The sequence below is a fragment of the Sphingobium sp. TomTYG65 genome (assembly GCF_055395525.1).
In genome coordinates this window covers 1912804-1924732 of sequence record NZ_AP027330.1, presented here as the reverse complement: position 1 = coordinate 1924732, position 11929 = coordinate 1912804, and the positions used below count along the sequence as shown (strand labels likewise).

Annotated in this window: 14 protein-coding genes; 13 read left to right on the top strand and 1 reads right to left on the bottom strand. The window is 63.5% G+C overall.

Annotation, left to right across the window (positions count from 1 at the left end):
- Positions 1-7 precede the first annotated feature (7 nt).
- The 13 genes from fliP to queE all read left to right on the top strand — a co-directional run bounded on the left by fliP (position 8) and on the right by queE (position 11035).
- Complete coding sequence (gene fliP, locus ACZ5Y5_RS09440) at positions 8-790, top strand: flagellar type III secretion system pore protein FliP (RefSeq protein WP_464810511.1); 783 nt, start codon at positions 8-10, stop codon at positions 788-790.
- A gap of 122 nt (positions 791-912) precedes the next feature.
- The gene (fliQ, locus tag ACZ5Y5_RS09435) at positions 913-1185 is read left to right on the top strand and encodes a flagellar biosynthesis protein FliQ (protein WP_460986469.1); all 273 of its coding nucleotides are present in this window, start codon (positions 913-915) and stop codon (positions 1183-1185) included.
- Complete coding sequence (fliR, locus tag ACZ5Y5_RS09430; RefSeq protein ID WP_464808391.1) at positions 1182-1964, top strand: flagellar biosynthetic protein FliR; 783 nt, start codon at positions 1182-1184, stop codon at positions 1962-1964. The genes fliQ and fliR overlap by 4 nt, the downstream gene beginning before the upstream one ends.
- A gap of 3 nt (positions 1965-1967) precedes the next feature.
- Positions 1968-3104: a flagellar type III secretion system protein FlhB gene (gene flhB, locus ACZ5Y5_RS09425; protein ID WP_464808390.1), complete on the top strand. Its 1137-nt coding sequence runs from the start codon at positions 1968-1970 to the stop codon at positions 3102-3104.
- Positions 3105-3183: 79 nt separating this feature from the next.
- Positions 3184-3636: a hypothetical protein gene (locus ACZ5Y5_RS09420; protein WP_464808389.1), complete on the top strand. Its 453-nt coding sequence runs from the start codon at positions 3184-3186 to the stop codon at positions 3634-3636.
- Between the two features lie 97 nt (positions 3637-3733).
- On the top strand, positions 3734-5137 hold the full coding sequence (fliD, locus tag ACZ5Y5_RS09415) for a flagellar filament capping protein FliD (RefSeq protein WP_464808388.1): 1404 nt from the start codon (positions 3734-3736) through the stop codon (positions 5135-5137).
- An 18-nt stretch (positions 5138-5155) separates the two neighbouring features.
- On the top strand, positions 5156-5554 hold the full coding sequence (locus tag ACZ5Y5_RS09410) for a flagellar export chaperone FliS (RefSeq protein WP_464808387.1): 399 nt from the start codon (positions 5156-5158) through the stop codon (positions 5552-5554).
- A gap of 139 nt (positions 5555-5693) precedes the next feature.
- Entirely contained in the window at positions 5694-6887 is a 1194-nt protein-coding gene (locus ACZ5Y5_RS09405; RefSeq protein ID WP_464808386.1) for an acetylornithine transaminase, read from the top strand.
- A 156-nt stretch (positions 6888-7043) separates the two neighbouring features.
- The gene (gene argF / locus ACZ5Y5_RS09400) at positions 7044-7973 is read left to right on the top strand and encodes an ornithine carbamoyltransferase (RefSeq protein ID WP_464808385.1); all 930 of its coding nucleotides are present in this window, start codon (positions 7044-7046) and stop codon (positions 7971-7973) included.
- Positions 7974-8164: 191 nt separating this feature from the next.
- The gene (gene hslO / locus ACZ5Y5_RS09395; protein ID WP_464808384.1) at positions 8165-9073 is read left to right on the top strand and encodes an Hsp33 family molecular chaperone HslO; all 909 of its coding nucleotides are present in this window, start codon (positions 8165-8167) and stop codon (positions 9071-9073) included.
- A 151-nt stretch (positions 9074-9224) separates the two neighbouring features.
- The gene (locus ACZ5Y5_RS09390; RefSeq protein ID WP_464808383.1) at positions 9225-9635 is read left to right on the top strand and encodes a DUF3617 domain-containing protein; all 411 of its coding nucleotides are present in this window, start codon (positions 9225-9227) and stop codon (positions 9633-9635) included.
- Positions 9636-9679: 44 nt separating this feature from the next.
- A complete protein-coding gene (gene queC, locus ACZ5Y5_RS09385) occupies positions 9680-10375 on the top strand; it encodes a 7-cyano-7-deazaguanine synthase QueC (RefSeq protein WP_464808382.1) in 696 nt (231 codons plus the stop codon).
- A 12-nt stretch (positions 10376-10387) separates the two neighbouring features.
- Positions 10388-11035, top strand: coding sequence for a 7-carboxy-7-deazaguanine synthase (gene queE, locus ACZ5Y5_RS09380; RefSeq protein WP_464808381.1), 648 nt, complete (start codon positions 10388-10390; stop codon positions 11033-11035).
- A 141-nt stretch (positions 11036-11176) separates the two neighbouring features.
- On the opposite strand, the gene ACZ5Y5_RS09375 is transcribed toward queE, so the two are convergent.
- Entirely contained in the window at positions 11177-11866 is a 690-nt protein-coding gene (locus tag ACZ5Y5_RS09375; RefSeq protein ID WP_464808380.1) for a hypothetical protein, read from the bottom strand.
- Positions 11867-11929: the final 63 nt, after the last annotated feature.

Here is an 11929-nt window from a genome sequence, read left to right as displayed (position 1 = left end):
GCGTTCGGTGATCGCCCTGCTGGCTGCAGTGCTACTTTCTTGGTTGTTCGTAACCACCCCCGCTCTAGCCCAGGCGGCCGCGCAGGCGGTTCCTGCCGCGCCCGTCGATAATGGCGGCGCGCTGACACGCGCCATGGGCCAGATTTCGGGTGACGGCCGTTCGCTGTCGCTGTCGCTGCAAATCCTTGTCCTCATGAGCCTGCTGTCGGTCCTGCCGTCGCTCGTGCTCATGATGACCAGCTTCACCCGCATCATCATCGTCCTGTCGCTGCTGCGCCAGGCGCTTGGGCTGCAGCAGACCCCGCCGAACCAGGTGCTGGTGGGGCTATCGCTGTTCCTCTCGCTGTTCGTGATGCGGCCCGCCATCGACCAGATCAACGCGCAGGCGTTCGACCCCTATGGCAAGGGCCAGATCAGCATCGAGGAAGCGGTCGGCCGCTCGGGCAAGGTGCTGCACGGCTTCATGACCAAGCAGACCCGCGAAACCGATCTCAAGCTGTTCGCCAATCTCGCTGAAGCGCCTGCCTTCCGCTCGCCTGCCGACATTCCCTTCTCGATCCTGCTGCCCGCCTTCGTGACCAGCGAACTGAAGACCGCCTTCCAGATCGGTTTCATGATCTTCCTGCCCTTCCTCATCATCGACCTGGTTGTCGCCTCCACGCTGATGGCGCTCGGCATGATGATGCTTTCGCCGACGATCATCTCCATGCCGTTCAAGCTGCTGCTGTTCGTGCTGGTGGATGGATGGGCGCTGACCATGGGGTCGCTGGCGGGGTCGTTTGCGACATGAGCAAAATTGGGCAACCAACCCCCGTTCGTGCTGAGCTTGTCGAAGCACGCGCGCGCCCTTCGACATTGGAAAGAGACAAGCGGCTCGTTCGAACAGGGCGAACGGAGGTAGCGGTCTAGTCTATGGACAACGCCGACTTCTTCATGGGCCTTGCCCAGCAGGCGCTCTGGATCACCGCGCTGGCCGCGGCCCCCATCCTCATCCCCGCGCTGATTGCGGGCGTCCTGATCGGCATGGTGCAGGCGGCGACCTCGATCAACGAACAGACGTTGAGCTTCATCCCCAAGATCATCGTCGTGGGCGGGATGCTGGTTCTGTTCGGCGGGTCGATCCTGGTGCTGATCGCCGATTTCACCCGCGAGATATTCGAACGCATCCCGGACCTGCTTCAATGATCGCGCCGGGCTTCGCGAATGTGGAAACGCAGCTGTGGATCTGGCTCATCGCCATGATCCGTCCCGGCGCGGCCTTCATCGCGGCGCCCGTTTTCGGTGCACCGGCCGTGCCGCTGCCGCTGCGCTTCATCCTGTCGCTTGCCCTTGGCCTTGCCGCGCTCAACAGCGTCACCATCCAGTTGCCGCAGGATGGCGTCGCCAGTTTCCAGGGCGTGATGCTGGTCGCGGGTGAGGTGCTGGCCGGGCTTGCCATGGGCTTTGCGGTGCAGATCGGCTATGCCGCCGCCTTCGTCGCGGGCGAGACGATTGGCAGTGCCATGGGCCTCAACTTCGCCGCGATGGTCGATCCCTCCTCGGGGCAGCCGACCCAGGCGGTGGGCACCTTCCTCTCCATCCTCGCCACCTTCCTGCTGCTGGGCATGGACGGCCATCTGATGCTCGCAAGCTTCGTGGTGCAAAGCTACAAGGCGCTTCCTCCCGGCGGCGCGATGATAAGCAACGATGCGGTTTGGCACCTTGTCCAGTTCGGCGGATCGTTGCTCGGCGCGGGCGTTACCGTGGCGCTGCCCGTCGGCTTCGCGCTGGTGCTGGTCCAGATCATCATGGGCATGCTCGCCCGCAGCGCCCCTTCGCTCAACCTGTTTGCGGTCGGCATGCCCGTCGCGGTGATGGCGGGCCTCATTCTGCTGGCCATTGCCGCTCCGGTGATGGGGGATGGCCTGACCGCTGCTCTCAAGGCTGGCCTCGACCAGGCCCAAGCGATCGCAGAGGGGCACTGAACCATGTCGGGCAGCAATGGCGGCGGCGAAAAGACCGAGAAGCCAACCCAGAAGAAATTGCAGGATGCCGCCAAGAAAGGCGACATCCTGCAATCCAAGGAACTGGCGACGGCGCTCGTCGTCATGGCGGGGATCGGCTGGATCGCGGTCACCGGACCATCGGTCGTCGAATCGCTGTCCCAGATGCTGATCGAAGCGCTGCGCTTCCGGCGCGAGGACATCATGGATTTCGCCCCGGCTGCGCGCGGCATGAGCCTGCTGACCGGCATTGCCTTGCCGGTTGGCGGCATATTGCTGGCGACCACGCTGGCGGCGATTGCCGGGCCGGCGATCCTCGGATCGTTCGGTTTCCGTCCCGGCGCCTTTGCGCCCAAGGCGTCGAAGCTCAATCCCGCCGCAGGGCTCAAGCGCATCTTCGGCGTGCAGGGCCTTATCGAACTGATGAAATCCATCGCGAAGGTGGCGCTGCTCGGATCGATCGGTGTGTGGCTGATCTGGGATCGTCTGACCGCCATCATCGGCCTCGGCCAATCCGGTCTTGCTCCGGCCATGTCGGACCTTGGCAACATGTTCATCATGACCTGCCTCGTCATGGCGGGCGGCTTGTTCCTGATCGCCGGCATCGATGTGCCCGCCCAGATCATGCAGCGGTCGAAGCGGCTCGCCATGAGTAAGCAGGACATCAAGGACGAGAATAAGGAAAGCGAAGGCTCGCCGGAACTGAAGGGCCATATCCGCCGCCGCCAGTTCGAAGTGCTGAGCGGATCGACGCGAAAGGCGGTGGCGGAGGCCAGCGTCATCATCACCAACCCCACCCATTTCGCCGTCGCCCTGCGCTACAAGCCCGGCCAGGACGCAGCGCCGGTCGTGGTAGCGAAAGGATGCGATGCGATCGCCGCCGCCATCCGCGAGCTGGCGGACCAGAACGGCGTCACCGTGCTGCAATATCCGGATCTGGCGCGCGCCATCTATTTCACCTCGCGCGCGGGACAGATCGTCAATGAAGGGCTCTATATGGCGGTCGCCACTGTGCTCGCCTTCGTCTTCCGCGTGGAAAACCGGATGGCAAGCGAGATGGACCGGCCCTTCATCGACGTGCCGAGCGACCTGCGCTTCGACGCCGACGGGCGGAAGCTTTGAAAAAAATCGTCAGGGTGAATTAAATCTTAGGCATTGCTGGCCGTAATATATTCATGGGGACGCATTAGGATGGTGCGTCATGAACGAGTATGTTTCGCGGAGCGACTTAACGCAGGTTGATCGGGTCACGTCCCGAACGCCTTCGGCTGTGCCCGCGGTCCAGCCGGTGACAGCGCAGCAGGGCGTCGATCCCCATGCCGGCAAACCCCATGAGGGCGACGGCGGCGCTGGTCTTTCCGAAGATGATCTGGCGAGCGCGGCGGAATATGCAAAGGTGCATGCCAAGGTTGCCGATATTCTGGCGGACCTGCGCGCAGCCAGCGCTCCGACAATCGAAGACGCAGAGGCGGAAATCCAGTCGCTGCTGCCAGCGCCGATCATATTGGTGCCGCTCCCGCCAGCCTCGAAGGAAGCGGTGGAAAGCGCCGTGACGCTGGGCAAGCGCATCGCGCAACAGGCCAGCTATGCGCACGCCGCACAGGCACATCTGCGCCGTGGAACGGTGGATCAGCTGCTTTCGTCCGGCAATTGAGATAGATCGTCCAGGCGGGCGATCTTTCTCACCCCACGAAAATCTTTCCTAAAGGTCTTCGCCCTAGAGCCGTTCTCACTTTCGAAAGGACGGACGGATGACCTCGGTAAGCGGCAGCATAGCGACGGCCCTCGGCATTGGATCGGGTATCGATACCAGTGCTCTGGTCACCAGCCTGGTAAGCGCCGCGCGCGATCCCAAGCAGAAGGTCATCACCGACCGTCAGACCACCAACAATGCCAGGATTTCGGCGCTGGGGTCTGCATCCAGCTCGCTCGACACCTTTGCCGATGCGTTGAACAGCCTGCTCGCGGGGACGGGTTTTGCCGGGTCGCCAGCCTCCAATGATTCCAGCATCGCGGCCGTAAGCCTGTTGCCCGGCGGCGTGCCGAAGCTGCCCGCCCAGCTTGAGGTGCGGCAGCTCGCCGCCGCTCAGACCATCGCGTCCACGCCGGTCGTGGGGGCCACCGCCTCGACCCAGCTTGGCGCAGGCAGTTTCTCCCTGCAGGTCGGCAGCGGCGCGGCCGTGCCGATCACGCTGACCGCGCCCAACACCAGCTATGCGGACCTTGCCGCCGCGATCAACGCCGCCGGAACCGGCGTTACCGCCAGCGTCATTACTGACAATCAGGGCACGCGCCTGGTCATGAAGGGCGAGACCGGCGCGGCGAACAGCTTCACCTTCACCAATACGTCGGCGAACACGGCGCTGGACGCCTTCACCTGGGACGGCGCGGCTGGCGGCATGACCCGCCAGGTCCAGGCCAAGGACGCGATCATCCTGCTCGACGGCGTCGAGCAACATTATTCCACCAACACCGTCGATACCGCCATCGCCAATCTGCGCATCGACCTTAACAAGGCGGCGCCGGGCACCAGCGTGACGCTGGCCTCCACCGAGCCGACCACATCGATGCGCGATCTGATGGTCGAGTTTGTCGATGCCTACAACACACTGATGAAGGCGCTGAACACTGCAACGGCGAAGGGCGCGGATTCCTCTAGCGCGGGCGTGCTGAACGGCGAAGCATCGATCCGGGACATGAAGCAGCAGCTGTCGCGGATGACCTCAACGGCGCTGGCGACCAGCGGCACCTACACTACGCTGTCATCGATCGGCGTCAGCACCAATCGTGACGGAACGCTGAAGCTCGACACCGACGTGCTCGACAAGGCGCTGGTGGCCGACGCCAAGGGTATCACCCAGATGCTGAACCCGGCCGTCAAGTCGGACACGACGCCGGGGCTCGCGGGCCTGATGGACAGCGTTCGCGACAAGATCCAGCAGAAGGACGGGCCGCTCGCCGCGGCCAAGGCGAAATATGAAAAGCTGGGCGGAGATCTGCAGGAGCAGCTGGACAAGCTCGACGACCAGATGACCGATTACCAGGCGCAGCTTTCCAAGGTTTACACCGCGATGGAAACGAGGCTGTCCGCGATCAAGGCCACGCAAAGCTATCTTGAGCAGCAGGTCGCCATGTGGACCAAGAGCAATAATTGAAAATAGGGGTCAGATAATATGTTCTACTCTCAGCAGGGCTATGCAAGCAATCGCGCGGCGCGCGGATATGCGGCCGTTCATTCGGGCAGCCGGATCGAAGGCGCGACCCCCCATGCGCTGGTCAAGGTGTTGTTCGACGAACTGCTGATCGCTCTGGAAGCCACGGCGCTCGCCGAACGCAATAACGACCGCCTCAAGGTTTCCGACAAGCAGGCGCGCGCCATGTCGATCCTGATCGCGCTCGAATCGAGCCTGGATTTCGACAAGGGCGGCGACATCGCCATGGGCCTGGCGCAGATCTATCGCGAAGCGCGCCGCCTCCTGTTGCTTAGCGCCAAGGAACGGTCGGCCGACCATGCCGAACAGGCCCGCGACATCATCGCCGAAATCGCCGACGCCTGGAACCAGATCGGGTAAGGACCAACCGCCGCCCATAGCAACACTTGCACCACCCCGGCGGCGCTAGTATAGGCGACGCTCGCAAAGGGCGGCCCGGCGGGGGCCGCCTTTTTGCGTTTTGAGACTTTTTCATCAGCCCAGCGAAGGGAGGGCCACCATGTCGATTACGCCGCTCATGCCCGTTTACCCCCGGTGTGATGTCCGCCCGGTGCGAGGCGAGGGCTGCTATCTGATCGGCGAGCGTGGCGAACGCTATCTGGACTTCGCCAGCGGCATCGCGGTCAATCTGCTGGGCCATGGTCATCCCAAGCTGGTGAAGGCGATCGCGGATCAGGCCGCGACGCTGATGCACACGTCGAACCTCTACGGCATGCCGCTGGGGGAGAAGTTCGCGCAGCGACTGGTTGATTCGACCTTCGCCGACACGGTCTTCTTCACCAATTCGGGCGCGGAGGCGGTGGAGTGCGCGATCAAGACAGCGCGCCGCTACCATTATGCCAATGGTGAGGCGCATCGGCACAAGATCATCAGCTTCGACAACGCCTTCCACGGCCGGACGCTGGGCACCATTTCGGCCACCAGCCAGCCCAAGATGCGCGACGGCTTCGAACCGCTGCTGCCCGGCTTCACCGTGGTGCCGTTCAACGACCTGGAAGCGGCCACCGCTGCGGTCGATGACAACACCGCCGGTTTCCTGGTGGAAACCGTGCAGGGCGAAGGCGGCGTCACGCCCGCAACCCAAGAGTTCCTCGCTGGCTTGCGCAAGCTGTGCGACGAAAAGGGCATGCTGCTGATCCTCGACGAAGTGCAGTGCGGCTATGCCCGTACCGGCACCTTCTTCGCCTATGAGCAATACGGCCTGACCCCTGACATCATGGCCGTGGCCAAGGGCATCGGCGCGGGCTTCCCGCTCGGCGCCTGCCTCGCGACCGAGGAAGCGGCCAAGGGCATGGTGTTCGGCACTCATGGTTCGACCTATGGCGGCAACCCGCTCGCCATGGCGGTGGGCATCACGGTGCTGGATGAGGTGCTGGGCGACGGCTTCCTCGACCATGTGAAGAGCATCGGCGCGCGCCTGCGTTCGGCGCTGGAGCAGCTGATCCCGAACCACGACATGTTCGAAGATGTCCGTGGCCTGGGCCTGATGCTCGGCGTCAAGTTGAAGGACAGCGCGGACGCTCGCAATTTCGTGGCGCATCTGCGGGACAATCACGGGCTGCTGGTGGTGTCGGCAGGGCAGAATGTCGTCCGCATCCTGCCGCCGCTCATTATCGACGAAAGCCATGTCGCTGAATGCATCGAAAAGCTGTCCGCCGGCGCGCGGAGCTTTGCGGAGGCTGAAGCGGCATAAGACCAACTTCCGTTCGCCCTGAGCTTGTCGAAGCCTGTCCTGAGCGCCTGCCGCAAGCAGGCAGTCGAAGGGGGCATCTCCTTCTGAAGGCAGAAGAGGGCTTCGACAGGCTCTCCTGAGTTTATCGAAGGGCCGAACGGGTTGAAGGGTTTGATCATGACCAGACATTTCCTGAATCTCTCGGACGCCGGGGGCGATGCTATCGCCGCCATGATCAGCGATGCCATCGACCGGAAAGCAGCGCGCAAGGGCTTGCCCAAGGGCCAGTCCGACGGTGACGCGCCGCTTGCCGGACACACGCTGGCGATGATCTTTGAAAAGAACAGCACCCGCACCCGCGTCAGCTTCGACATGGCGATCCGTCAGCTTGGCGGCACATCGTTGATTCTCGACGGCTCGACCAGTCAGCTCGGCCGGGGTGAAACCATCGCCGACACCGCCCGAGTGTTGAGTCGCATGTGCGACATGATCATGATTCGCACCGACGATCATGCGAAGATCGAAGAGATGGCGCGTCATGCGACCGTGCCGGTCATCAACGGCCTCACCGACCTGTCCCACCCCTGCCAGATCACCGCCGATCTCCTGACGGTGGTCGAGCATGGCCTTGCGCTGCCCGGCAGCCAGTGGGCGTGGCTTGGCGACGGCAATAATGTCCTGCACTCGATCATCGAGGCGGCGGGCCTGTTCAAGTTCGACGTCCGCATCGCCGTACCCGAAGGCTATGAGCCCGATCACGCCTTCATCAAGGAAGCGCAAGCCTTGGGCGCGGGCATCACGCTCACCCGCGACCCGGTCGAGGCCGTCGCTGGCGCGGATGCCGTCGTCACCGACACATGGATTTCCATGGGCCAGGCGCATGCCGAGGAAAAGCTGAAGGCGATGATGCCCTATCAGGTCACCCCCGACCTGATGGCTAAGGCGAAGCCGGACGCGAAGTTTCTCCATTGCCTGCCCGCCCATCGCGGCGAGGAAGTGGCGCCCGAAGTGATAGACGGTCCGCAGTCGGTGATCTGGGACGAGGCGGAAAACCGCATCCACGCGCAAAAGTCGGTCTTGTTGTGGGCGACCGGCCGCCTCGGTTGAGATTTGGGTGAATCGTCCTATCTAGGGCGAAACACTCAGACGCGACGCTATTTTCGGTCGTCATGCTGAACTCGTTTCAGCATCCATCGTGCCCCATGGGCCGCTCCATGTGGAGAGAAATGGATGCTGAAACAGGTCCAGCATGACGGTTTTTCTTAGAATAAGCTGCGCGCCTAAATTTGGAGCCTGACTTGAACCCGACTGCCAATATCGACCAGGCCCTGGGTTTCACCATCCCCTCGCGCCATGCGCGTGGCCGCATCCTGCGCCTGGGGCCCGTGCTCGACGATGTGCTGGCCGCGCACAGCTATCCGCCGCCGATCGAACGGCTGCTCGCGTCCGCGCTCGTCCTTGCCGCGCTGCTCGGCTCAACGCTCAAGGATGTGGGCGGACAGCTCACGCTCCAGGCGCAGACCGAAAATGGCGTCGTCAGCCTGCTGGTCGCCGATTACAAGGGCGGCGAGGTGCGCGGTTACGCCAAGTTCGATGCGGACCGGCTGGCGGAGCTTGGACCCGACCCGACGCTGTTCGGCCTCTTCGGCAAGGGCTATCTCGCCATCACATTCGACCAGGCGGTCACGGGCGAGCGCTATCAGGGCATCGTGCCGCTCGATGGCGATTCGCTGGCGGACGCGGCGGAACATTATTTCTTCCAGTCCGAACAGATCCCCAGCGTCGTGCAGATCGCGGTCCGGCATGAGGCCGGGCAGGGCTGCTTCGCCGCCGGCATGCTGCTTCAGCATCTGCCGGAGGGAGAGGTCGGCCGTGAGCGGTTGCACACCCGCCATGACCATCCGGAATGGGAACATGTGCAGGCGCTGGCCGTCACGCTGAAGGACGAGGAACTGACAGATGAGGCGCTGCCGCTGACCGACATCGTATGGCGTCTGTTCCATGAGGAAGAGGCGGTGCGCGTCACCGATCCGGTCGATCTGACCAAGGGTTGCCGCTGCGACCTTGCCCATATTCGCAGCGTCATCGGCCGTTTCCCGGCTGAAGAACGGGCGCAGATGGCGGATGAGCAGGGCGTCATCGGCGTGGATTGCGCCTTTTGCTCGCGACTCTTCCCGGTTTCGCTGGACAGCTTCGTGCAAGGCTGACAGGAATTTATTGCGATTTCGGAACAGCTTGATGCGTCTGCGGGGGCGGGCGTTATCAAATGGCCGTGATGAGGTGTATGGAGGCAAAGGGAAGCCGCCATGCGTGCGGTAAGCCGCTCCGGAGTCCGCGATGAAAGACGGGGGCTATCGAATGACGACAGGTCTGCACGCCTTGCGCGTGGCCGTTGCGATGCTGATCGCTGCATCTCCGGCTGCCTCCCAGGCGCTTTCCGCACCACCGCTCAAGGGGCTTGAGCCCGGCGAATGGGAATTGCGCGAACGGCCGGAGGAAGGAGAGAAGGGCGGCGTCCGCAATATCTGCCTGTCCGACCTGCGCCAATTGATCCAGCTGCGCCACACCCGCCACAGCTGCAAAAGGCTGACGGTGGACGAAAGCGCCAAACGGCTTGCCATCAGCTATGATTGCGCTGGCGCAGGCGGAGGACGCACCGACATCCGGATTGAAACCCCGCGTCTCGCCCAGATCCGTTCTCAGGGGGTTGCCGAGGGCGCGCCTTTCTCCTTCAGCATCGAAGCACGGCGGATCGGCGCCTGCCGCTGACCGGACCGCTTGCGCCGAGCCGTCTGGGGCGGTAGCGCGGACCCATGGCTGCCAATAATAATGGGAAATTCGCCGTCGTCCTGCTGTCGGGCGGCCTCGACTCGATGGTTGCGGGCGGGCTCGCGCGCGAGGCGGGCTACCATGTCTTCGCGCTGACGATCGATTATAACCAGCGCCATCGCGTGGAACTGGGCGCGGCGGCGCGTGTCGCTTCGGCGCTGGGCGCGATCCGTCATATCGTCCTGCCGCTCGATCTCACCGCGTTCGGCGGCTCTGCGCTGACCGCCGACATGACCGTGCCCAAGGGCGGGGTTGGCGAGGGTATTCCCAACACCTATGTGCCCGCGCGCAACACCATCTTTCTTTCGCTGACCCTTGGCCTTGCCGAAGTGTCGGGCGCCAATGACGTGTTCATCGGCGTAAATGCTCTCGATTATTCGGGTTATCCCGATTGCCGCCCGGAATTCATCGACGCCTTTCAGAAGATGGCGGCCCTCGCCACGAAGGCAGGGGTGGAAGGTCACCCGATCCGCATCAATGCGCCGCTGCAGCATATGAGCAAGGCCGACATCGTCCGTGAAGCACATCGCCTGGGCCTGGACGCCGGGATCAGCTGGTCCTGCTATGATCCCGCCCCGAACGACCTGCATTGCGGCCTATGCGACAGTTGTCGTCTGCGGTCCAAGGGGTTTGAGGAGGCTGGCCTGCCCGATCCCACCCGCTATGCCGCAAGGCCGTAAGGGGCAGGGCAGATGACCTATGCCGTCAAGGAGATGTTCCTGACGCTCCAGGGCGAAGGGGTGCATAGCGGCCGCCGCGCCGTTTTCCTGCGCTTTGCGGGATGCAATCTCTGGACCGGCCGGGAAGAGGACAGGCGCAAGGCCGTCTGCCAATTTTGCGACACGGATTTTGTTGGCACCGATGGCGATGGCGGAGGCAAGTTTGCGGACGCGGCCGCGCTGGCGGATGCGGCGCTCGCCTTCTGGGGTGAAGGGGAGGAGGGGCGCTATATCGTCCTCACCGGCGGCGAGCCGATGCTGCAGATCGACGACGCTCTGATCGACGCCCTGCACGCGCGCGGTTTCACGATCGCGATCGAAAGCAACGGCACCATCGCCGCGCATCCCGCGATCGATTGGGTGTGCATCAGCCCCAAGGCGGGCAGCGAAGTCGTCCAACGCAGCGGCAATGAATTAAAGCTGGTCTGGCCGCAGCCGGGCGTGGGCCACAGCCTCGCCGATGTGGAAGCGATGGAAGGCTGGGCCTTCGACCATCTGCTGATCCAGCCGCTCGACGACCGGAACGCCCCCGCGAACATGCAGGCGTCGATCGACCTGGTGATGGCCCGCCCGCGCTGGCGTTTAAGCCTTCAATCCCACAAATATCTCGGGCTGAGATAAGATCGAGAGCGCCTAGCCCCGGCCCCGTTCGTCTCGAGCGAAGGTGGTAGGTAACCGATAGAAGGCGATCACACCCACCCCCGTTCGGGCTGAGCTTGTCGAAGCCCCTTCACTTCCACTGAACTAAGGGCGCAATCTCCCTTACTGCGCCCCAATCCGCTGATTATAAGCCACCTGACATTCTGGCCGCAGCTTGTCCTTCTTCCAGCATTTCTTGTCGAAGGAAGGCAGCGTCAGCGAATAGCTGCGCCCTGGATCGCCGTAAAATTGCTCACCCGCCAGCACGAGGGACTTTTTGATCGCGCCAAGCCCGCTCCGCGCTACTTCATTCAGCGATCCGCGATTGGCGAAGATCGCCTGCCGTCCGACCAGCGCCGCCGCCTGGCAGAAACCGCGCTGTGCCTGCACCGTCGAATAGCCCGAATAGATGCGCGTGCCATATTGGTCGGCGGCGGCCTGACCCGGCTTGCCCTTGCCCACGGTGCGCTGGAAATAACCGAGCAGCGCCGCCTGCGCCGCGTCCAGTTCCGCATCATGATGCGCGATCATCGCATTATAGTTGCTGATCGACAGCAGCGTCGGTTCGAACTGGCACTGCAACGCCGCGACGTTCAGCGCCGCGCGCAGGTTCCACACCAGCCCCGCGCGGATTTCTTCCGCCGTGGCGCCCGGCAGGCCCAGCGCCGTCGCTGCTTCCGCATCGGTCAGCGGCGGGGTCGAGAAATCAGGCGGCGACCAGAAGAACTGGGCGGCGGCCGGCTGCGCGATCATCGGCGCTGCGGCCAGCATCAACCCGGAAAGGATCCGGCGCAGGGTGGAACAGGATGTCATGACTTCCCCTTTGTGAATGACGATCGGTCAGGCCTTCTCTTATGATATGCCTTGTCCGCGGCG